Annotated in this window: 18 protein-coding genes; 11 read left to right on the top strand and 7 right to left on the bottom strand. The window is 60.4% G+C overall.

Annotation, left to right across the window (positions count from 1 at the left end; genetic code table 11):
- The first annotated feature begins 314 nt into the window (after nt 1-314).
- Nucleotides 315-863 carry a pentapeptide repeat-containing protein gene (locus B0E55_RS31640; protein ID WP_157902069.1) on the top strand — a complete coding sequence of 183 codons (549 nt, stop codon included), beginning with the start codon at nt 315-317 and terminating at the stop codon, nt 861-863.
- A 109-nt stretch (nt 864-972) separates the two neighbouring features.
- On the opposite strand, the gene B0E55_RS05525 is transcribed toward B0E55_RS31640, so the two are convergent.
- A complete protein-coding gene (locus B0E55_RS05525; RefSeq protein ID WP_080909231.1) occupies nt 973-2,355 on the bottom strand; it encodes a Shedu immune nuclease family protein in 1,383 nt (460 codons plus the stop codon).
- Between the two features lie 282 nt (nt 2,356-2,637).
- Here B0E55_RS05525 and B0E55_RS05520 point away from each other — a divergent pair, with 282 nt between their 5' ends.
- Together B0E55_RS05520 and B0E55_RS05515 are read left to right on the top strand one after the other, a co-directional pair.
- Complete coding sequence (locus tag B0E55_RS05520) at nt 2,638-3,606, top strand: AAA family ATPase (protein WP_080909230.1); 969 nt, start codon at nt 2,638-2,640, stop codon at nt 3,604-3,606.
- The gene (locus tag B0E55_RS05515; protein WP_241896013.1) at nt 3,599-6,148 is read left to right on the top strand and encodes a S8 family peptidase; all 2,550 of its coding nucleotides are present in this window, start codon (nt 3,599-3,601) and stop codon (nt 6,146-6,148) included. Before B0E55_RS05520 ends, B0E55_RS05515 begins: the two co-directional genes overlap by 8 nt.
- A 186-nt stretch (nt 6,149-6,334) precedes the next feature.
- On the opposite strand, the gene B0E55_RS05510 is transcribed toward B0E55_RS05515, so the two are convergent.
- The gene (locus B0E55_RS05510; protein WP_241896012.1) at nt 6,335-7,663 is read right to left on the bottom strand and encodes a hypothetical protein; all 1,329 of its coding nucleotides are present in this window, start codon (nt 7,661-7,663) and stop codon (nt 6,335-6,337) included.
- 53 nt (nt 7,664-7,716) lie between these two features.
- On the opposite strand from B0E55_RS05510, the gene B0E55_RS05505 reads away from it, so the two are divergent.
- Genes B0E55_RS05505 through B0E55_RS31855 form a run of 3 tightly spaced genes read left to right on the top strand, consistent with a single transcriptional unit; the run spans nt 7,717 to nt 9,392 of the window.
- Nucleotides 7,717-8,217, top strand: a complete 501-nt coding sequence (locus B0E55_RS05505) for a hypothetical protein (protein WP_080909228.1) — start codon at nt 7,717-7,719, stop codon at nt 8,215-8,217.
- Nucleotides 8,218-8,248: 31 nt separating this feature from the next.
- Nucleotides 8,249-9,091 carry a tyrosine-type recombinase/integrase gene (locus B0E55_RS05500; RefSeq protein WP_198538391.1) on the top strand — a complete coding sequence of 281 codons (843 nt, stop codon included), beginning with the start codon at nt 8,249-8,251 and terminating at the stop codon, nt 9,089-9,091.
- A complete protein-coding gene (locus tag B0E55_RS31855; RefSeq protein ID WP_241896011.1) occupies nt 8,976-9,392 on the top strand; it encodes a tyrosine-type recombinase/integrase in 417 nt (138 codons plus the stop codon). Before B0E55_RS05500 ends, B0E55_RS31855 begins: the two co-directional genes overlap by 116 nt.
- Before the next feature lie 17 nt (nt 9,393-9,409).
- Here B0E55_RS31855 and ychF read toward each other — a convergent pair whose 3' ends face one another.
- Nucleotides 9,410-10,489, bottom strand: a complete 1,080-nt coding sequence (gene ychF, locus B0E55_RS05495; RefSeq protein WP_019744568.1) for a redox-regulated ATPase YchF — start codon at nt 10,487-10,489, stop codon at nt 9,410-9,412.
- Between the two features lie 70 nt (nt 10,490-10,559).
- Complete coding sequence (locus B0E55_RS05490) at nt 10,560-11,063, bottom strand: CD225/dispanin family protein (RefSeq protein WP_080909227.1); 504 nt, start codon at nt 11,061-11,063, stop codon at nt 10,560-10,562.
- Between the two features lie 89 nt (nt 11,064-11,152).
- Here B0E55_RS05490 and B0E55_RS05485 point away from each other — a divergent pair, with 89 nt between their 5' ends.
- The 3 genes from B0E55_RS05485 to B0E55_RS05475 all read left to right on the top strand — a co-directional run bounded on the left by B0E55_RS05485 (nt 11,153) and on the right by B0E55_RS05475 (nt 15,327).
- Nucleotides 11,153-12,730: an FMN-binding glutamate synthase family protein gene (locus tag B0E55_RS05485; RefSeq protein WP_024487321.1), complete on the top strand. Its 1,578-nt coding sequence runs from the start codon at nt 11,153-11,155 to the stop codon at nt 12,728-12,730.
- A gap of 111 nt (nt 12,731-12,841) precedes the next feature.
- Nucleotides 12,842-15,124, top strand: a complete 2,283-nt coding sequence (locus B0E55_RS05480) for a carbon starvation CstA family protein (RefSeq protein WP_019744571.1) — start codon at nt 12,842-12,844, stop codon at nt 15,122-15,124.
- Between the two features lie 2 nt (nt 15,125-15,126).
- Nucleotides 15,127-15,327 carry a YbdD/YjiX family protein gene (locus tag B0E55_RS05475; RefSeq protein ID WP_019744572.1) on the top strand — a complete coding sequence of 67 codons (201 nt, stop codon included), beginning with the start codon at nt 15,127-15,129 and terminating at the stop codon, nt 15,325-15,327.
- A gap of 6 nt (nt 15,328-15,333) precedes the next feature.
- Here the strand turns inward: B0E55_RS05475 and B0E55_RS05470 are convergent, their stop codons facing one another.
- A complete protein-coding gene (locus B0E55_RS05470) occupies nt 15,334-15,738 on the bottom strand; it encodes a hypothetical protein (protein WP_019744573.1) in 405 nt (134 codons plus the stop codon).
- A gap of 152 nt (nt 15,739-15,890) precedes the next feature.
- Between B0E55_RS05470 and B0E55_RS05465 the strand changes: the two genes are divergently transcribed.
- The gene (locus tag B0E55_RS05465) at nt 15,891-17,084 is read left to right on the top strand and encodes an AI-2E family transporter (RefSeq protein WP_003945249.1); all 1,194 of its coding nucleotides are present in this window, start codon (nt 15,891-15,893) and stop codon (nt 17,082-17,084) included.
- Here the strand turns inward: B0E55_RS05465 and B0E55_RS05460 are convergent, their stop codons facing one another.
- A complete protein-coding gene (locus tag B0E55_RS05460; RefSeq protein ID WP_080909226.1) occupies nt 17,085-20,063 on the bottom strand; it encodes an AAA family ATPase in 2,979 nt (992 codons plus the stop codon).
- Nucleotides 20,060-21,235 (bottom strand): exonuclease SbcCD subunit D, encoded by a 1,176-nt coding sequence (locus B0E55_RS05455; protein ID WP_080909267.1) that lies wholly within the window; start codon nt 21,233-21,235, stop codon nt 20,060-20,062. The genes B0E55_RS05460 and B0E55_RS05455 overlap by 4 nt, the downstream gene beginning before the upstream one ends.
- Nucleotides 21,236-21,452: 217 nt before the next feature.
- Here B0E55_RS05455 and B0E55_RS05450 point away from each other — a divergent pair, with 217 nt between their 5' ends.
- Entirely contained in the window at nt 21,453-22,409 is a 957-nt protein-coding gene (locus tag B0E55_RS05450) for a DUF6542 domain-containing protein (RefSeq protein WP_080909225.1), read from the top strand.
- Nucleotides 22,410-22,424 lie beyond the last annotated feature (15 nt).

The following is a 22,424-nucleotide window of genomic DNA, read 5'->3' as shown; positions in this document are numbered from 1 at the left end:
CCACTCGGGACGAACAAGCAAAGGCATCCGAACGAACCCATCAACGAGAAGTGATCCGAGACCTGCGATCTCGGTACACAACCAGCGCCGAGCAACTTGCTCACGAATCATCCGCTATTCGTCTCGCCGGCGTTTACGCTCTCGCATCCCTCGCTGACGACTGGCAACAACAGGACGAACCCGAGGAGAAACAAGTCGCCATCGACCTACTCCGCGCATACCTTCGCACCCCAAATACCCACACACCAGCGTTAAACGCCGCGAACTTGCCCGATACCGGAGAGCTTGAGGTACGCAAAACCATCCTTTTTACGATGCACAAGCGCTCATCTACGCGCAGACGCGCATCCGGGGACAAGTCAGCGTCGAAGAGTTGGAACGGCTTCAACTGCGACTTGAACAATGCTGACCTCGCCCTCGTGGACCTTGCCGGGGCGAACCTTGTCAATGCGAAACTGGCCCGCGCGAAATTGACCGATGCAAACCTAGCCGGTGCGACACTGGTCGACGCGATATTGCTTGGAGCGGACCTAGCCGGTGCGAGGTTATTCGACGCAAACTTGGCCGGCGCGAGGTTGGTCGGCGCGAAATTGACCGGCGCGAACCTGGATGGCGCGAACCTGACCAGTGCGAAACTGTCCGGAGCGGACCTGACCAGCACAGATCTCTTCCACGCGAAATTGGTCCGAGCGAACCTGACAGGCGTGAACCTGACGGGCGTCAACTTGACCGACGCGGACTTGACCGACGCGGACTTGACCGACGCGGACTTGACCAACGCGGACTTGACCAACATCTGCTACACCGTCGGCACTGTTTGGCCTCAAGGCATCACTCCACGCCCTTCACGCAATAGCCCCTAAGTTTCAAATCTGGATCATTCCCGCAGGTTCCAGGATCGACACTGTTTTGGAGACGGACAAACACAAGCAATCCACCAATTCACCATTCGGGCCTGGTGATTCCCGGTGGCTAGCTTTCTTCGCCGCTAGCGCTCGCTGAGGGAGCGGGGAGGAGAAATTCCCGCAAAAGCTTGAGCTGTTCCAGAATCTCGTCGTACGTCACAATCTTCACACTCCGCGAATTCGCTCGATACATCTCAAACGACTTTTGCTTGTGAGGATGGTCCGAGGATGGGGTCCGCCCGACGACGACGAAGCACTGAACCGCGTATGCCTCCAGATCCGAACGCCTCGAGTCGCTTTTCAGCTGGGATAAGTGAGTCGTCAGGTGATAGGCCTGATCCATCACCTGCGTTACAGCTGCGGCGAGATCTTTGGACGGGCCGAACACACCCCCTCGATACTCCTTAGTGCCGAGCAGTGGCGTAGACGGCCGCTTAATTTCCACCAGAGCAACATTGTTGGTCAGCGGGTTCTTGTAGAGGTAGTCGGCGATCTTGCCGCCGCCACCCGCGAATCCGACACCGCCGACAGACGCGCTCGACTGAAAGCTGACCATTGGCGTGCCGAACACCTGCTGAAGCGCAAATGCGTTGTCATCGAAGAAGGTCTGCCAGAATGGCTCTTTTTTGCCCCTATTGAGAACCTCCTCGTAGGCCCCGATGAGCCGATCGAGATTCACGAGCTCGACGTCACGATGGAGTTTCAAAAACGTCTCCGGTCGTGTCCGCGCCAGCGCAGCGGACTCCGAGGCGAAAGTGTGGATCAGCGCGTCCTGCTCGTCCTCCGTCAGCTCCTTGACACCATCAGCGGCCTTCGTCAGCACGTGCGATACCGGGTGGCGGCCAAGGCTGTAGACTGCCGGCTCCAGCTTGAAAGTAGAAGCTAGTTCGTTGTGGACGAATGCATCTTTCACTCGGGCAGCCCCGTCGTTACCGCGGCTGTTGATTCGATGGATCTCCGAATAGATCTCCTCGAAGCGCTCCAAGCCCAGTAGTAGTTGCTTCTCGTCCACTTCGAGGATCCGACCTCCTGTGAACGAAATCTCGTCACACTCGGTGTGCTTCTCGATCAGGCGCACAAGGCGATTGCAGTCCTGGAGCAGTCCCAGACCGTACTCGTAGTCCTTGACAAATCCGCGTGGCAAGGTCTCAAGGATCTCTCGGAAATTAGCATTCTCGAAGTCCCCCGGTACATCCAGCGTCAACCTGCGAATCTTGGAGTACTTCGGACGGAGGTACCCATCGCTGTGCTGGAGCGTGTTGATCGGGAAAATGTACAGCTTCGAATTGTACGAAGTGTCTGGTACAAGGTTCAGTATCCGTACCTCGTGGGCAGCACTCGCATCATCATCGGTTGGCTGGTCCGCGACGAAGAATCCGTCTAGTTCATCGTCTCGATGTCGTTCATCAAGCCTGGTCTTGCTGTTCTGGATAGCTCCGAATCTCGCCACGATATGAGTGTCTCATTAATCGAAGGCCAAGAAATCATCGTTCTCAAGTCGCTGGTCCATGAAAAGCGACACCGAAGTCTGAGATCCGGAAGGGTTGACATTAAAAAGCTACACAAGACTGTCCTTCACCTTGTATCAGGTTTCACGCTCAGGCCAGGAACCTCTGGCGCCCCTCTTCCGATCCGTCCGTCAGATCCACTTTCACCCCAATGCAGGCATACCCTCAGGTTCCAGGGTGCCAGCACCGTACGATATGGGTAACAAAATTCGAAGGGAGGGACCATGGCGGGGCTTGGCGAACACGTCACTGCCCTGGTCCGGAGCCACGGATCAGGTGACGACTCGTTGTTTTACGCAGTTGCCATGCAGATTGCAGCTCACGAAGCTCGGCAGGGCCATCGGCTGCTCGCCGATGACATCAAGAAAGCCGTGGAGGCCTCCCGGGAAGCTACTCCACGCCGTAATGTTACGAAGCTTGCGCAGCCACGCGGCGATTTGGCGGAGCTCGTAACCGTCGATCATCCTGAAGTCTCACTCCGCGATCTTGTGGTGACTGACGAAATGGAAGAACGGTTGGAACAGATCCTTGCAGAACAAAGGCAACGGAAGGCTCTGCTTAAACACGGATTTGCGCCAGTGCATCGAATTCTTCTAGAGGGACCTCCTGGGACCGGAAAAACCATGACCGCCGCAGTCTTAGCTCATGAACTAGCCCTCCCGCTTTTCACGATCAGGCTTGATGTACTGATGAGTAAATTTATGGGTGAGACCGCGTCGAAACTTAGGGTTGTATTTGATGGCGTAGCTGATCGTCGCGGCGTTTATTTGTTCGATGAATTCGATGCCCTTGGCGCCCACCGCAGCGGTAACGATGTGGGTGAAGCGCGCCGTATCTTGAACTCGTTTTTGGTGTTTTTGGAGAATTCCGGTCCTGACAGCATCGTGGTAGCTGCCACAAACCATCGAAGGATTCTGGATAAGGCTCTCTTTCGCCGGTTTGATGCAGTCCTCACGTATGCGCTTCCGGATCCTGTGCACGCTGTTGCGGTAATACGCCGGCGACTCGGATCGTTGGGCAAGGGGGTTAGATGGCTGACAGTCTCCAAGCACACTGGCCAGTTAAGCCATGCCGATCTGGTGAAGGCCGCTGAATCGGCAGCAAAGTCAGTGCTGATGCGTGGCGAAACGCAAGTCACTGCGGAAGATTTGATCGTATCCCTTCATGCCCGACAGGCGGCCAGCTTTGATTGATCCGGTAAGCGCACTGACACACCTTCTTGTTGTCGACCACGTTTGCGACGAAGAATTCCGAAGGTCTAGTCAGGGCAATGCGAAAATCCGCCCAGTCGAACATCGTGCAGATGCTCGCATCCTGAAGCGTCAAGCAGTCGACGTTTTTGCAAGCGCCGATAAGCAGCGCGCGACCGTGAGTGTGTCCGCGGCGGAGCTACGCGCGTTAGGGACTGTCGTTACGCTTGAAGGTGCTGAATCGTCCTATCCACTTACGGTCGACAAACTGCAGAAGCAATCGCGAGACAAAAGTAGAGTACCCATGTGGCTGTTGCTGTCCGTTCAGCCAGCTACCGAGATTGAGCCGGAACGTGCTGTTGTTTGGGTGGCAGACGCCTACCGTCCAGCATTTTTGAAGTTATTTGAGGACTATCTCAACAAACGTATTACACGTGGAAACCCGGAGAACTGGGAAACTCCACAGGGTAACCCGTCCAATCGCACTTTGGTCGCGAATATTTCGCGTATCCGGGGTGCTGTTCTAGATGACCTCTGGCAATCCGCAGGTGAACCACCTAAGCGCGGAAGGCATTGGTGGGAACTTTGGCTCGATCCCGCGGACAATGCGGTTGAGTCGCTCCGAGCATTCGCCGAGAATTATCAGATGCGCATGCTCGATCGTGTGCTGCGATTTAATGATCGAATAGTTACCTGGGTCGAAGGGGATTGGACGGAACTGGGGTTCTTGCCGTTCACGAGTGTCCCCTTGGCTGAAGTTCGTAAGCCCGAATTCATCGACACCATCGAAGACCTTACAAGCGACGAGCAAGACGAGTACATCCAGGACTTGGTCATTCGTGTGCTTCCGGCAGCTGAAAATGCTCCCGCTGTGTGCCATCTCGATACAGGCGTTGCGCGCACTCATGTCCTGCTGGCTGGATCACTCGCGGAGTCAGACTTACACGATGCGATTGGTACGTCAGGATTCGACGTCTCCGGCCATGGCACATCAATGGCAGGTTTAGCGCTCTACGGTCCGCTGGACGGACTGCTGGAGAGCGTGGGAGATGTTCAACTCCTTCATCGACTGGAATCCGTTCGGATGCTGCCGGGACGAAACGAGCCCGTCACGGACCCGAAGGATTTCGGCACCACCACTATTCAAGCCGTGGCTTTGCCGGAGGCAACAATCCAGCGACCGCGGGTCTTCTGTCTACCAATCTCCACAAGTCCAGACCGACCAGGTGAACCCACTCTCTGGTCCGCATCCATTGACGCGCTCGCCGTTGGCGCAGATGTCGTCCGTGTAGGTGATGAACTGACGGTCTTATCGAAACCCGACCCCACTGCAACTCGATTGATCGTTGTCTCCGCGGGAAACGTAGGAAGCTACCAACACGATCATCTTGCCGAATCCGACACCGCCGTGATCGAGGATCCTGCGCAGGCGTGGAATGCGCTTACAGTCAGTGCGCACACTGCGCTAACAGATCTTCCTACGCATCCTCAGTACAAAGACTGGCACACGGTCGCTGACAATGGGCAGCTTTCACCGCACAGTCGCACGTCCCTGCTTTTTGGTCCGAAGTGGCCAATCAAGCCTGATATCTGCATGGAGGGTGGGAACGTCCTTACCGACGGTGACCGCACGTTCGAGGACCGACTCCCGATGCTCTCGCTACGCACGACAGGAATGGACAACGATTCTGCGTTAACCTCCGCGAACGCTACGAGCGCAGCGACATCCCAAGCATCGCGACTGGCTGCCCTGGTAATGAGCCACTATCCGGAGTACTGGCCCGAGAGCGTTCGCGCGTTACTAGTTCATGCCGCTAAGTGGACTCCAGCGATGAGAGCAGAAATTGACGCCGCTAATGGCAAAAAGAAGGATCAGCTCAGGCTCTTACGTCGCTATGGATGGGGCGTTCCAACTGAAGATGCTGTCCTGCACTCGTCGCAGCAGGCCGTCACATTGGTTGTGCAAGATCAGTTCGTCCCATTCGAAGGGGCGGACTACAAAATGCGACAATTCCGTCTCCACGAACTTCCTTGGCCTGCCGAATCTCTCAGTTCCATTGCAGACGGGGATGTGACTCTCAAGGTCACCCTGTCGTACTTCGTAGAGCCTTCAGCATCCAAGCGTGGATGGAGGCAGCGATACTCCTATGCTTCGCACGGCTTGCGGTTTGAGCTACAAAATCCGATTGAAGATCGGAAGCAGTTCATTGCTCGAATCAACCGCGAGGCAGCAAAGGACGAAGGTGGCACGCGTCCACCTTCGAGTGGTTCCGAGCGCTGGCTGGTAGGGCGCGACCAGCGGAACCTTGGTTCCCTACATCAGGACATTTGGGAGGGATCTGGGCAGGCACTGTCTGCGTGTGACTCAATCGCTGTTTACCCGGTAGGCGGGTGGTGGAAGAGCAATAGCCGGAAGGACCGATTAGATCTACCAGTTCGCTATTCTCTGGTGGTTTCACTAAAAACGCAGGAACAGGGTATCGATCTGTACACCCCGATTGCTACCCAACTTAAGATTCCCATTACCACCGCGATTACCACCTAATTTCGGCAATGCTCGACAAGTGAGACTGCGGCATTGAAATTCGCCCTGCTGCAATCATCAGGTCCGCGTGAAGGTAGTTGCGAAGTGTGGGGTGGACATCTCCACCCCACCTTCCACCCCAGGATTTGGGCACTGACCTGCATATATCGAGGTAGAAATCAAGGTGGAGGCTTCCACCCCACCCCGTCAGCAAAGGGAGTACAACTCTTTGTCTCCATCGGATTGCACCGCAACTATTCCCCCCTCCACTAAGCAAACGACTGCCGACTCGAAGTAGTCGCGGTCCGCAGAACTGAGGCATTTGCGCAACGGACCTCGAGTCATCTCACCCTTTTTCAGGTGGCGCGCGATGCTCTTGGCGATGCGCTCGGTCCGCTTGTCGACCCGGGTGGCCGCCGTTGTATCCTCGTCCTCACCCCGAGCGACTGCTTTGGCCGTGCGCCATTGTCGGTTCCGTTCGGTCAGTTCATCCTCAATGTCAACCCGGGTGCGACTCGAAACAACCATCACTTGGCCAGCCAATCGCCAGTCATCATCGTTCATGACACTGCGGCCATCAAGAATCATCAACGCGGCAGCGACCTTGAGTCGGCAGAGCATCGCATGCCCGTCCAGTGGATTCTCGGCGTTCCCGCGAAGTACTTTCAATCGGTAAGAGTCGATCTCCTGGCGAGCTCTATCTGGAATAACGACAAGCTGTTGGGTAGTCTCCCATCGCGGAAACTTGACCACCCACGGTGCAGGTTCAGAAGGTCGTACGTCAGGTGCGTATGGGTCGATTACAGGCAGCCACACGAACCTCTGCGGGGTTCCACCACCCGCGTCATCGAGCAGCGTGGCGGCGTTCGCTGGTTGCACGCCAACAGTGAGACAAAGTCGGTAGCAGTGCGCCCCGACTGCTGACGTCGTGGCCTTCGACGCATTGTTGAATCCGATCGACTCACCCATGTAGGCCTTGCGTAGCTCAGCCATCAAGGTTGCGCCCTTCCTACCTGCGAGAGCCCCCAATGTGTCGATTTCCGAGACGCCGATCAGTGCTCTTGTACGCGTACATATTTCACGGTCACCTGAATCGGGTGCCCGAAATGCACGAGCGAGTCCTTCGCCACTGCCGATATTCGGCTGATCAATCTCAATTTTGCGGCCTGCGAAGTCGGTAAATTCGACAGCTGTAAACCCTGCCCCGTCCGATGCACCCTTACCCGCACCCGACGCCCCTACCGCGGCGAGAAAGAAATTCATCGATACAACACCTCCCACTGTGGGAGGAAGCATCACGTTGGGTTCATTAGAAGCTATCGCACGGGCGAGTACAACGCCGAGCGTCGACCATGGACCGGCTCGACGTGCTCGCGCAAAGTCCCGGATATGCGTCAATACCGGCCGCTCATTCCAGAATCCGTCATCGGGGTCTTCGCTGTTGGCGGTCTCCACCGGAACGAACTCGTCAACACCGTGACCGGCTGTCACGTGATCAGCGGCATCCTTTCCGACTTTCGCTTCGACGATCGTCACAGTTTCGGCAATCCCATCGAGGTCGAATGGAGCGAGGGTCGAGGCCAACCTCAGTGGTGGAGTTGTATGCCCTTGCGAGAATTTTCGGAATATCAGTCCGGGATCTTCTCCCTGGCGGAAATGACTCACCCACGGAACTTGCTGCTAGACAGCTCAATTTTGTCGAGACGAACATGCGGCGAGAACGAATTCAGGCAGAAGTAAGGGTTAGTGAACTAGGCCGCGATATTGATCGCATCGAAGCAGCGGCAGGGGCTGCGGGGCGTCTGGCGATGGCCTCGGGATTGAATCGGAGACTTTCCGAAGACGAGGTGGCCGACCTTGAGACACTCGCGCGCCTTGGCTTCGGCGGCTACCTCGAAGTCCCGTTTATGAACATATTTCACGATCTGATTGCTGACGAGGTGGCCTCAAAAGCGAACGCATGGGCGAAGTTTCAGACGGCTGAAAGCCTTGGCATCGAAGATGAGGATGCCCCCGAAGAAATCGTGTACTACCTAGGACTGATCGATTATCTCCGCCACGGAATGGACGAAAATGCGACCGAAGCGTAACCGACGTAATGGCGTCGAGGATCTATGGTGGATGACCGCCAAGGTTGACGGCAAGAAGACCAAGATCAAGTCAAAGCGGCATGGAACCGGAAAGCGCTGGCGTGCAAGATATGTCGATGACGATAGCCGTGAGAAATCACTGAGTTTTGAGCGTAAGGCAGACGCCCAAAACTGGCTCAATGACGTCGTCTCAAGCCAGGTCACGGGGAACTACATCGACCCGGTGCAGGGCAAGATTACGTTCGCCAGCTTCTACAAAGAATGGTCATCTCGTCAGGTGTGGGTACCTGGCACAGTACGGGCGATGAACCTTGCCGCCGGCAGCGTCACATTCTCGACAGTAGCGATGGCAGACCTGCGCCCGTCGCACCTCGAAACATGGGTCAAGGCAATGCAAGACAAGCCGCTTGCACCCGGCACCATCAAGACCAGGTTCAACAATGTCCGGTCAGTATTGCGAGCTGCGAAGCGCGACAAGGTGCTTGGCGAAGATCCATCCGAGCGGATCACACTCCCCCGGCGCCGGCGCGCCGACGCGGCAATGGTCATCCCCACGACACAACAAGTCGGCGCACTCATCACCGAAGCGGGTATCGAGTTCGATGCTTTCGTGGGGCTGTGCGCCTTTGCCGGCCTACGCCTCGGCGAGGCCGCGGCACTACAGGTTGGCGATATCGACTTCCTGCGCCGGGAGATCAATGTCGAGCGGCAGGTGCAACGGGCGAACGGTCACGCCGTCGAGATCCGGGCACCGAAGTATGGGAGTGAACGAACCATCCCCGTCCCGGACGCTCAAGCTGTTGTCACTTCATATTGCGCACTGGCTGCGCGACAGCGAGGACCCGACTCGCTGGCTATTCCCAGGGGAAGGTGAGCACCCGTGGCATCAGAACTCTGTCGGGTATCGATGGCGAGCTGCACGCAAGGGTATCGGTGCTGAGCACCTTCATTTGCATCACCTGCGGCACTTCTACGCGTCCGGGCTAATCGCAGCAGGGTGCGATGTGGTAACCGTGCAACGCGCCCTCGGGCATAGCTCAGCAACGGTCACGTTGAGCACGTACAGCCACCTGTGGCCAGACGCTGACGACAAAACACGCAAGGCGGCCGACGCCCTATTCAAATCCTCTACGGAATCTACTGCGTACCCTCTGCGTACCGAGAGCGCAAAATAGGGCGTTGACCTGCACCCTTACACGTTGAAGCGGAACTCCACCACATCGCCGTCGGCCATGACGTATTCCTTGCCCTCCATGCGAACCTTGCCGGCAGCCTTGGCTGCGGCCATGGAACCCGCCTCGACGAGGTCGTCGAAGGACACGATTTCAGCCTTGATGAAGCCGCGCTCGAAGTCGGTGTGAATGACGCCGGCAGCCTGAGGCGCGGTGTCACCCTTGTGGATCGTCCAGGCGCGAGCTTCCTTCGGACCAGCCGTGAGGTAGGTCTGCAGTCCGAGGGTGTGGAAGCCGGTGCGCGCGAGAGCGTGCAGGCCCGGCTCGGTCTGACCGATCGAGTCGAGCATTTCCTGGCGGTCTTCCTCGTCGAGCTCGAGGAGTTCCTGCTCGACTTTCGCGTCGAGGAACACAGCGTCGGCCGGTGCGACGGATGCGCGCAATTCCGCAACCTTCGCTGCGTCGGTGAGCACAGACTCGTCGGCGTTGAAGACGTACAGGAAGGGCTTGGTGGTGAGCAGGCTCAGTTCACGCAGCAGCGAGAAGTCGAGCTTGTCCTTGACGCTGAACAGCGTCGTGCCCTCGTTGAGGAAGGCCTGGGCCTTGAGTGCCTCGTCGTGGGCCGGCTTGAGCTCCTTGTTCTTGCGAGCTTCCTTGTCCAGACGCGGGAGAGCCTTCTCCAAGGTCTGCATGTCGGCGATCACGAGCTCGGTCTCGATGACTTCGATATCGGAGGCCGGGTCGACCTTGCCGTCGACGTGGATGACGTCGTCGTCGGCGAAGACGCGAACTACCTGGCAGATGGCGTCCGCTTCACGGATGTTGGCCAGGAACTTGTTGCCAAGGCCTGCGCCCTCGGACGCGCCCTTCACGATTCCCGCGATGTCGACGAACGACACGGTCGCGGGGAGGATGCGCTCGGAGCCGAAGATCTCGGCGAGCTTCTGCAGCCGCGGATCGGGCAGCTCGACCAGGCCGACGTTGGGTTCGATGGTCGCGAACGGGTAGTTCGCTGCCAACACGTCGTTGTTGGTCAGTGCATTGAAAAGGGTGGACTTGCCGACGTTGGGCAGTCCGACGATTCCGAGGGTAAGGCTCACGGTCTGTGGATTCTACGGCCTCGCGGCGACGTGACGGGTACTCGCCCCACCGTCACGTCGCGGCAGGTGATCAGTTGTAGGTATACGAATCGACGGACGACACGATCGCAACCAGGAAGATGACGTAGAACGCGATGAACAGCACCCAGCAGATGACGGCTATGAGGAGCGAGATCTGCCCGAGCTTCTTCACGCGCTCGGACGCGTACTGCGCGCCCTGGTGATCGCCCATCGCCCACTTCGGGTAGATGTCGTGGAGATGGTTGAACGCGGCGAATGCGATAGGCCAGAAGAACAGGATCGACGCGACGGCCCATCCCGCGTTGGACTTCGGCGGACCGTACTGGGGCGCCGCGTACGTGGGTGCGGCGCTGTACTGCTGGGTCGCGCTGTACTGCTGACCGGTCGGATACTGCTGTCCGGCTGAGTACTGCGGGTCGGTCGGGTACTGCTGGCCCGCCGGATACTCCTGGCCGGCTGAATATTGCTGACCGGCTGAATACTGCTGGCCCGCCGGATACTGCTGCTCCTTCGGATCCTGCGGGTCGGTCGGATATTGCGGTTCGGTCATCATTCCCCCAAAGAGTCGGATTCGGTTCTCTATCGCAGAACCTAGTGGAGACTTACCGCTGCCGTGTCACAGTGGGCGCCTACGCTCTCGAGGTGACTCGGATGCTGATCGTGCTCTTGATATGGATAGTGGGTCTCGGCACCGCCGCGCTCGCAATTGTCGCCTCGCCCGGATGGTGGGTGATCGCTGTCGTCACTCTCGCGCTGGCGGCGATGGGCACCTACGACCTCACTCAGAAGTCCCACAGCATCCTCCGTAACTATCCGGTCCTGGGGCACGCACGATTCCTCCTCGAGAAGATTCGACCGGAGATCCAGCAGTACTTCGTCGAATCATCCACCGATGGAATGCCATTCGATCGCGAAACGCGAGATCTGGTTTACGAGCGGGCAAAGGGAACACTGGCGGAAGAGCCCTTCGGGACCGAGCGCGACGTCAATGCGATCGGCTACGAGTTCATGACGCATTCGATTCGCGCACGGACCGCCCCCGACACCGTTCCGCGAGTTCGCCTCGGCGGACGCGATTGCACGAAGCCGTACGACATCGCTCTCTTGAACGTCTCCGCGATGAGCTTTGGGTCGTTGTCCGCCAACGCAATCGAGGCCCTCAACGCCGGCGCCGCCAAAGGCGGCTTCGCCCACGACACCGGCGAAGGCGCGATCAGTCCGTATCACCGCAAACACGGCGGCGATCTGATCTGGGAAATCGCCTCGGGATATTTCGGATGCCGAACCGAGGACGGCCGATTCGATCCTGACCGTTTTGCCGAGCGTGCCGGCCTCGATCAGGTGAAGGCCATTTCGATCAAGCTCTCGCAAGGTGCGAAACCCGGGTTGGGTGGCGTGCTTCCCGGAGTCAAGGTCTCCCCCGAGATCGCCGAAACCCGCGGGGTACCCGTCGGCCAGACCGTGATTTCGCCACCCGCGCACACCGCGTTCAGCACCCCGGTCGAACTGGTCGATTTCATCGCGACCCTGCGAAAACTGTCGGGCGGCAAGCCAGTCGGGATGAAACTGTGCGTCGGCTCGCGTCGTGAATTCCTTGGAATCTGCAAGGCGATGATCGAACGCGGCATCACGCCGGACTTCATCATCGTCGACGGTTCCGAAGGCGGCACCGGCGCTGGTCCGGTGGAATTCGAGGACCACATGGGCATGCCGTTGACCGAAGGCCTGATGCTCGTGCACAACGCCTTGGTGGGAACCGGTCTGCGCGCTCTCGTGAAAGTCGGCGCGTCCGGAAAGGTGGCGAGCGGTTCCGACATCGTCAAACGCATCATCCAAGGCGCAGACTTCACGATGGCTGCCCGCGCAATGATGTTCGCAGTGGGCTGCATTCAGGCCCAGATGTGCCACACAAACCGCTGCCCGGTCGGCGTTGCCACTCAGGATCCGGCACGCACCCGCGCACTCGACATCCCCGACAAGAGCGAGCGCGTCTACCGCTTCCAGAAGGCAACTGTCGCCAGCGCACAACAGATGATCGCGTCAATGGGCATCGATTCGTTCGACCAACTGCAACCGGGAATGCTCAACCGCCGCGTCGACGGTCTCACCACGCGTACCTATGCCGACCTGTTCGACTGGCTGATGCCGGGCGAACTGCTCGACTCCCCGCCGCAGAGCTGGCTCACCGATTGGATCGACGCCGACGCTCACCGATTCTGACGCCGGTCGACTCCCGCGCCACAGATCGCGCGGATTCACCCGTCTGGTCCTACAGTGACAGATGGCCCGCTGTGACGGCGGCCACACTGCACTAGTGGACGGAGTTCGACGATGAGCTTGACGACTGCGCCGGAACCAAATGTCGAGTACCTGAAAACCGATCCTGACCTGCCACCTGTCGGCGTCATCGACAAAACACCCATTTCCACCACTGCGCGCGTCGTCTTCCTCGTTCTCGGACTGGTCGGCGCGGGCTCCTGGTACATGATTGCGATCGTCCGCGGTGAACACATCAGCGCCGTGTGGTTCGTGTTGGCCGCAATCTGTACCTATCTGATCGCCTACCGCTTCTATGCGCGGTTGATCGAACGCAAGATCGTCAAGCCCCGCGACGACGTCGCAACTCCCGCCGAGATCATGGAGAACGGCGCCGACTACATGCCGACCGACCGTCGGGTGCTGTTCGGTCACCACTTCGCGGCAATCGCCGGTGCCGGTCCCCTGGTCGGACCCGTCCTGGCGGCGCAGATGGGATATCTTCCGGGAACGATCTGGATCATCGTCGGCGTGGTGTTCGCCGGGGCGGTGCAGGACTTCATGGTCCTGTGGATCTCGTCGAAGCGCCGCGGGCGCAGCCTCGGTCAGATGGCCCGCGAAGAACTCGGCCTCGTCGGCGGCGTCGCCGCATTGATCGGCGTGTTCGTCATCATGATCATCCTCATCGCGGTGCTCGGACTTGTGGTCGTCAATGCGCTCGCCGAGTCCCCGTGGGGTGTGTTCTCGATCGCGATGACCATCCCCATCGCCCTGTTCATGGGCGTGTACCTGCGGTATCTGCGGCCGGGCAAGGTTTCCGAAGTCTCCCTGATCGGCGTCGTCCTGCTTCTCCTGGCCATCGTCTCCGGTGGTTGGGTAGCCGATACCGGTTGGGGCGCAGACTGGTTCACACTCTCGAAGGTCACCATTGCGTGGCTGATGATCGCGTACGGATTCGCCGCTTCGGTGCTGCCCGTCTGGCTGCTCCTGGCACCGCGCGACTACTTGTCGACGTTCATGAAGGTCGGCACCATCGCGCTGCTGGCCATCGGAATTCTGGTCGCACGACCCGCGCTGAACATGCCTGCAGTGACGCCGTTCGCCTCCAACGGCGAAGGCCCGGCCTTTGCCGGTTCACTGTTCCCGTTTCTGTTCATCACCATTGCTTGTGGCGCACTCTCGGGCTTCCACGCGCTGATCGCGTCCGGCACGACGCCGAAGCTGCTCGAGAAGGAAAGCCAGACCAAGATGATCGGGTACGGCGGCATGCTGACCGAATCGTTTGTCGCGATCATGGCTCTGGTCACCGCCTGCATCCTCGATCAGCACCTGTACTTCGCACTCAACGCTCCCGCGGCGCTGACCGGTGGAACACCGGAAACCGCAGCCGAATACGTCAACAATCTGCCCCTCGGTACCGCCCCCATCACACCGGACGTGCTGACTCAGGCAGCCGAGGCCGTCGGGGAAGAATCGATCATCTCGAGAACCGGCGGCGCCCCGACCCTCGCGTTCGGCATGTCCGAAGTGCTCAGCGACGTCTTCGGCGGTGACTCGCTGAAATCGTTCTGGTACCACTTCGCGATCATGTTCGAGGCTCTCTTCATCCTCACCACGATCGATGCCGGCACTCGCGTCGCTCGATTCATGCTCTCGGACTCGCTCGGCAACTTCGGCGGTCCGGCAAAGAAGTTCAAGGACCCGTCGTGGCGCATCGGCGCGTGGCTGTGCTCGCTGATCGTGGTCGCTGCGTGGGGCGCGATCCTGCTCATGGGTGTCACCGATCCACTCGGCGGAATCAACACGCTCTTCCCGCTCTTCGGCATCGCCAACCAACTTCTGGCCGCGATCGCACTGACGGTGGTCATGACGATCGTCATGAAGAAGGGCCTGTTCAAATGGGCCTGGATCCCCGGCGTGCCATTGGTGTGGGACCTGGTCGTGACCATGACCGCGTCGTACCAGAAGATCTTCTCCGACAACCCCGCCATCGGTTACTGGGCTCAGCACAACGTGTTCAAGGATGCGAAGGCCGCAGGTGAGACGGCGCACGGTTCTGCGAAGACTCCGGAGGCCATCGATGCCGTCATTCGCAACACCTTCATTCAGGGCACGCTCTCGATCATCTTCGCGTCACTGGTGATTGTCGTGGTCATCGCCGGGATCATCGTATGTGCCAAGGCAATCCGAGCGGGCGGGCTGCCGACCACCGAGTCCCCGGAGGAACCGTCGAAGATCTTCGGTCCCGCAAGCTTCATTCCGACGCCCGCGGAGAAGGAAATCCAGAAGGAATGGGACGAGCTCATCAAAGCCGGGAAAGTCCGGGCACCCGGCGCCGCGCACGGAGGTGGGCACTGACCATGACCATGACGGCAAAACTCACCACAGCGTTCCGCGGAACGCTGTGGTGGGTTCGCTCGGTGATGGGTGATCTCGACTATCAGCGCTACGTCGAGCACACCCGACGCCACCACGCCGACTCACCGGTGATCAGCGAACGAGAGTTCTGGCGCCGCCGGCATGCAGCAGCCGACGCCAACCCGGGCGCCCGCTGCTGCTGAATCCGGTCAGGGGCAGGTGGCCTTCGCGAGTTCGTAAATGTGGCCGGCCTGCTCGTCGGTGGGTTTGTTGCCGTTGTTCTCGGCCAGGTCGGTGATCTTGGACTTGACCTCCGCCTCGTCCGTGCCGTTGGCGACCTCGGTGCACGTGGTCGTCAAGATCTCCTCGATGTCTGCGTCGTCGCGGTTCTCCGCCAATGGTGCGTAAGCCCCACGGAAGGTGGCGACGAACAACGCCGTCTTGCCCTGGTCGATGGCGTTGCCCGCTGACTGCTTCGCCGTCTCGAGCGCCTGTTGCCCGCTCGTGACTGCCTCGCTGATCTTGTTCTGCGCGTTGTCCTGATCCTCGGTGCTACACGCGGTGAGCCCGAGAACGACGATTGCTGCTGCCCCGACTGCTGCTGCGATTCTCATGACGGAAATGTTAGTCCGCCTGGCATGCTTCAAAACACAGTATTGAAGCGCAACACACGAGTTATCGCATGCAGTCGTTACGATCAGCTCAGCTAGATCACCGGATTCTCACATCGGCGAGGAGATCCCTGCGCCGACGGAAAGGACGATCAGTGAGCGAGCAAGACAAGGGGACGTCCGCAGGGGTGCGAAAGCGCGACCGCGGCGAGATCATCGGGCAAGGGGGTATGTGGCTCGCAAAGTGGTCGTTGGTGTTGGCGTCGATTTCGCTGGGCGCCTGGATTTTCGGTTGGCTGATCGAAAAGCTCTGGGTCATCATCCTGCCGGTGGCTCTGGCTATCGTCGTTGCGACAGTCATGTGGCCGCCGACCCGCGGAATGATCAAGCGCGGTATGCCACCGGCCGCGGCAGCCGGCATCACCCTGGTCCTCTCGATCGGAATCTTGGCCGGTGTGATCGCAGGCATCGTTCCGTCAGTGGTCAGCCAGGCCCCCGAGCTCGCGAACAAGACCACCGAGGGCATCAATCAGGTTCAGGACTGGCTCCAGGGTCCGCCACTGAATCTGAAGGACGACCAGATCGACAACGCAGTCCATGCCGTCATCACGAAGGTGCAGGAAAGTGGAACCGCCATCGCTTCAGGCGTTTTCAGCGGTGTGAGCACGGCGAGCTCGTTGTTGGTCACGCTCGGTTTGGTCCTGATTCTCGCCTTCTTCTTCATCAAGGACGGACCGAGGTTCATCCCCTGGCTGCACGCTGTCGGCGGCGGCCGCGCCGGTCGGCATCTCGAAGAGGTCCTCACCCGCATGTGGGACACGCTCGGCGGATTCATCAGGACTCAAGCACTGGTGAGCCTGATCGACGCGGTCTTCATCGGCGCCGGACTGCTGATACTCGGGGTCCCGCTGGCACCGGTGCTGGCAATTCTGACGTTCATCGGTGGATTCATCCCGATCGTCGGTGCGTTTGTCGCCGGCGCCCTGGCCGTGTTGGTTGCGCTGGTGGCAAACGGCCTCACCACCGCCATCATCGTGCTGATCATCATCCTGGCCGTTCAGCAGATCGAAGGAAACGTCCTTCAGCCTGTGCTGCAGAGCAAGTCGATGAAACTCCACGCCGTCATCGTGCTGCTTGCCGTGGCCGCCGGTAGCTCGCTGTACGGCATCGTCGGCGCCTTCCTCGCAGTGCCCGTCGCCGCGGTGGCAGCAGTTGTCATCCGCTACATCGGAGAGCAGATCGACGAACGCGCAAGCGACAACGAGCCGATGCCCGCCGGCGATGCCTCGGACATCCTCGAAGATCAAGACGACGACGCCGAGTCAGAGGTAGAGAACAAAAAGGCCTGATCAGCCCGCGATCACCTTCACCGAGGAGCCTGCACGTCCGCGAATGACGTGCAGGCGACTCGGGATTCGCTGCCTCATCTCGTCCACGTGACTGACGATGCCCACCACTCGTCCTCCGTCGCGAAGCTCGTCCAACACAGCCATCACCGAGTCGAGGGTGTCGGCGTCGAGGGTGCCGAATCCTTCGTCGATGAACATCGTGTCGAGAACGATTCCGCCGGACTCCGCCGCAACCACATCGGCGAGTCCGAGCGCCAAAGACAATGACGCCAAGAACGATTCACCGCCCGAGAGCGTCTTCGCCGAGCGAACGACGCCCGTGAAGTCGTCCCGGATGTCGAGTCCCAGACCGCCGCGGCGACCCCGAGATCCTGCCTCGTCACTGTGCACGAACTCGTACCGTCCCCCGGACATCCGCTGCAGCCGAACCGATGCCGACACGGCGATCTCTTCCAACCGCGAAGCGAGCACATACGCTCTCAGCGACATCTTGCGACTGTTCTGACCTTTGCCGGCGATCACGTCTGCGAGGGCAGCGAGTTCGTCGTGCAGTTCACGCTCAGGTGCAACCGCCTCGTAGGCCTTCTCGAGTTGTCCGCTGAACCGTTCGAGATCCGACACACGGTTCTCGGCCAGGGAAGCGGCCGCAACAGCGGAGTTCACCACCTCGGCGCACTGAAGCGCGAGGCCGCGAGGGCCGTCCACGTCGACGGTCTCGACTTCACCCACCGCAACAACCTCGGGGTCGTCGAGGACAGTCCGGGCGGCAACCTCGAGGTCACGCGCCTTGGCGAGTTCCGTTTCGATCGCCGCGATTCGGGCAGGCGCTCTCACCCCTCCGATCGCAGCCTCGACCGAATCGAATCCGGCAGCGGCCGCCGCAGCGGCCAGTTTGGCCGACAGTTCCGCCGATCGGGCCTGCGCACGAACGGCGTCGTCGCGCATTTCGGACGCCGCCGTGGCAGCGGAGGCAAGGCCTTCGAACCGTGAGCGCCGAGCAGCGATGGTCGAATCTTCTCCCACCGCAGCAACGATCGCCGCTCGAATCTGCTCGACCGTCGCTGACAGAGTCGTCCTACGCTCGGCAAGTGCCGCCAATTCGGCTGTCAGAGAAGCGGATTCCTGTTGTAGTTCGGTGTCACGCCCATTGAGTTGCGCAAGTTTTTGTGCCAGCACTCCAACCTGACCGGCAGAGTGTGTCGCCTCGTCGACGGCGTTCCGTGCCTCGGCGCGGAGCCTGTCGAGTTCTTCGGAATCGCCGTCTCCGCCGCGCGCGATCACCCGGTCGATGTCACGTTCGACGGTTACCTGGCGATCGGCCACCTTGCTGAGGGCTTTCTCGGCCGCACGCTCGGCCGCTGACGCGGCTTCCAGATCGGGTTCGGTGACCGTGACGACATCCGACTGAGCCAGCGCAGGGTGTTCACGCGAACCACACACCTGGCATGGGTCACCGGGCGCGAGTGAACTCGCCAACTCCGCCGCCATGCCCTCGATACGCTTTTGCACGAGGTCGAGCCAGCGCCCGCGAGCACTCTGATGGGCGTCGCGCGCATCCAACACCTGCACACGAATCTTCTCGGCTTGTGCACGCAGAGAAACGATTTCATGGGCCGCTGTCGCGGCATCCGACGCTTTTACGAGTGCAGCCTCGAGGCCAGGCAAAGCCGCGTGAGCGCGTTGCGCATCCTCCAGTCGTTGGCCGGCCGAGCGCACCAGTTCTGGCAGTTGTGTGCGTTCAACCGCGATGGCATCGATGCGCTCGGACAGGGAGTCTCGCCGAACTCCGAGTTTCTCGATCTCGGCTTCTGCCGCATCGGCTCGTCGAGCGTCCTCCGCCATTGCGTCCAGGCGAACGATCTCGTCACGCCAGGTCCGGATCCGAGCTACGACGCGTTGACGCTCATCGTCGGTGGGTGGCCACACCTCCGGCACAAAAATCTCCGGACCGTCGAGTGCGGAGTAGGTCGACATCGCTGTGGTCATCGATTCGAGTGCGGCAGCGAGATGCAAGCCGGCAGCGTCCACATCGCCGGCGACAGCGGCCACCGGTAGTGCACGCTTGGCGGTCTCGAGTTCGGCGCCGATCACAGCTCTTTGGGAGGCGCCCGTATTGAATGCTGCGAGTTCAGCGGTCGCACGATTACGGCGAGCTACCAGATCTGCGGTTCGCTGCGCCGCCGACAGAACCCGATTAGCCTCGGCTGCTGCATCTTTCGCGGTCACCAGCTCCGCGAGACTTGCATCGCGGGTGTCCTGAGCCTCGGCGAGGAGTTTGCGCGACCATTCCAGTGGGTGTGCCTCGGCGCCCACCTCGAGTCCCGCAGCTGTCTCGACCTTCGCGAGCAGCAGTCGTACGGATTGCTCCCTGGCCGCGAGCGCGGTCGCACTTGCCTTTCGTTTGGCGTCGAACCATGCCTCGACGGAGACAAATCGCTTGGTGTCGAACAGACGCTCGAGCAGTTTGCCTCGCTCGTCGCTCTCGGCACGCAAGAATTTGGCGAACTCACCCTGCGGCAAGAGCACCACCTGGAAGAACTGATCAGCGCTCATGCCCATGAGGCGGTTGATTTCGTCACCGATGTCAGGGATGCGCGAAAGGTTTTCGCCGCGGCCGTCCAACCACGTCAGTGTGGCCTTTGCATTCTCTGTGATCGAACCGGTGCCACGCTTCTTCGGGCGCGAATACTCTGGACTACGAACAAGTTTGATTCTGCGACCACTGATGGTCGCTTCGAGTTCCACGCGCGGCACCGAACCGGCAGGCGCATGATCGGACAGTAGCCGTTTGCCCTCGTTGCGCGCACCCGGAACCCGCCCGTACAGGGCAAAGGAAACCGCGTCGAGGATCGTGGTCTTGCCTGCACCGGTGTCGCCGTGCAGAAGGAACAGCCCGTCTGCACCCAATCGGTCGAAGTCGACCTCGACGGTGTCGGCAAAGGGCCCGAAAGAGCTGACTTCGAGTTTGTGAAGCCTCACGCGGTTTCACTCAGTTCTACCGTGGACTCCTCGGCGCGCGCGGCAGCGCTGAGCGCTTCGGCCATCAACGTGACCTCTCGCTCGGACGGGTCACTACGCACGGCCGAGACAAAGCCACGGGCGATCTCCATGTCGGTTCGACCCCGCACCGCGTCGCGATACTTGAGATCCGATTGTCCTTCCGGCCTTTGCCATTCGAGATGAACGGCAAAGGGGAAACGTGCCTGGAGCTGCCTCATGGCATCGACGGGACGAACCGGATCAGTGAGCAAAGCGGAGACGTAGCACTGCTCGGAATCGGCGTACTTCGACTCGGTGAGAAGTTCCTCGAGAGTTCCCGTCACCTGGCTCAGCCCTCGAATCACCGGAAGATCGAGGCGCTGCACCGACGACAGACCGGCTGCGTCGAGTTCGATCAAAAGCGCAGCCTTGCGGTGGCTGCGCTCACCGAACGAATACGGCAACGGTGAACCTGAGTAGCGGACGCTCTCCGAGAGCATCTGGGGCGAATGCAGATGCCCCAGCGCAACGTAGTCGACACCGGCAAACTCGCCCACTGCGACAGTCTCCACTCCGCCGACCGAAATGGAGCGTTCCGATTCAGACGCCTCACCGCCCACGACAAAGGCATGCGCGAGCAGTACCGACCGAGTCGACGGATCGGTAGCTGTTCGTTCGGCGAGGTCTCGCCGAACACGCGACATTGCCGCACCGAGGATGTCGGAATGAGTACGAGCCCGGGGCACGTCCAACTCGACGCGCGTGATCTCCGGCTCGAGATACGGAATCCCGTAAAACGCGACAGGTCCGAATTGATCACTGAGCATCACCGGAGTAGCGATCTGGCCGACTCGGGTGATCAAATGCAATCCGCCGGCAGCTGCAAAGGACGCCCCGGCACCGAGCCGCACCGCGGAATCGTGGTTGCCGGACGTGGCGACGATGACCGCTCCGGCCGCCCGGATTGCCTCGAAGCCTCGATTGCACACCGTGACCGCGTCGGAACTGGGAATTGAGCGGTCGTAGATGTCACCGGGCACGACCACGACGTCAACACCGTGTTGGCGGACGGAATCCGCGATGGAACCGAGCACACTCGCCTGATCGGCCAACAGATCGACGCCGTGAAACGTGCGACCTATGTGCCAATCGGAGGTGTGCAGAATCTTCATGAATCCGACGGTAGAGCAGCCCACCGACACTGCCGATCTCCCACGCTGACGGCTTCGACGGTGTGCCCCAACCCACGAACGTCCGGTGACCCTGCACACAATCCGTCCGGTTCGTTTGGCGAAGAACCCGAAACCATCGCGCCATCGCGCCGATAAATGCGCCAGCCACGACCCGCACAAACACGGCCGACAACGCAAGAACCGCTAATGTCGTTATGTGTCTGCAACCCAACGTGCTCGCTCCGGGGTACCGCTGGACAAGCGATCGCTCATCGTGACCGTCCCCGGCCTGCCCTGGTGGGGAGTGATCCTGCTTGCTGCCGGTGTCACCGCCGTCGGCGTACTGATCGATGCAACCGGAGGCGGCGGCGAGCTCACCGCGGTGTTCTCGACGTTCTACTTCCTGGGCTGTCTCTTCGCTGTGGTTGCTGCTTCGAACAAAGCTCTTTTCACCGCGATGGCCCAACCTCCGTTGCTGCTCTTCGCTGCGGTGCCGATCGGGCACACGCTCATCGGCAAGGACAACAGCACCGCACTGCGCGACATCGCGATCAACATCGCGTACCCGTTGGTCAACCGCTTTCCGATCATGTTGGCCGCAACCGTCGTCGTGCTGATAATCGGCGGTTTCCGCTACTTCCTGCTCAATCAGCGTCCCACCGGGCCTGCGCGCTCGACCCGCTCCCGCCGCTCGGCGACCGCCACTCGAGACTCCTCTGCGGCTGCCACGCGAGAACAATCCGCACCCGAGACCGGGCGTCGCCGCAGAGTCTCGGACGCGCCCGTCCCCGGGCCCCCGCGTCGCCGCGCCCCCGAGGTGGACGAACAGTCCGCTTACCGAAGCGCTCCCCGGCGCGAACCGATCGAAGACGATCGCCCGCTGCCGCCCCGGAGAAGCCCACTGCCACCCAGGGTCGATCGCACGCACCAACCGCCTACGCGTCGCCCTCAGCCGGACAGCAGACCGACAGCAGACGACGACTACCCGTCGTACGGTCGCCGCCGGGCGCCCGAGCCCAGTCCGTCGCCCAGGCGTGAGGAGCGGATGGAGCCCTTCTTCGCTTCGGGTGACGACGTATCGCCGCCGCTGCCCCCTCGTCGCCGCCCACCCGGAGTCGATCTTCCGGCGTATCCGCCGCCGCGAGTTCGGTATCGCGATCGCGAAGAGCCCTGACAGACGAGCCCAGTA

This window comes from Rhodococcus sp. 66b (assembly GCF_002076325.1).
Classification (GTDB): Bacteria; Actinomycetota; Actinomycetes; order Mycobacteriales; family Mycobacteriaceae; genus Rhodococcus_F; species Rhodococcus_F erythropolis.
Note: the sequence above shows the minus strand (reverse complement) of the source record. Positions and strands in the feature narration are given on the sequence as shown.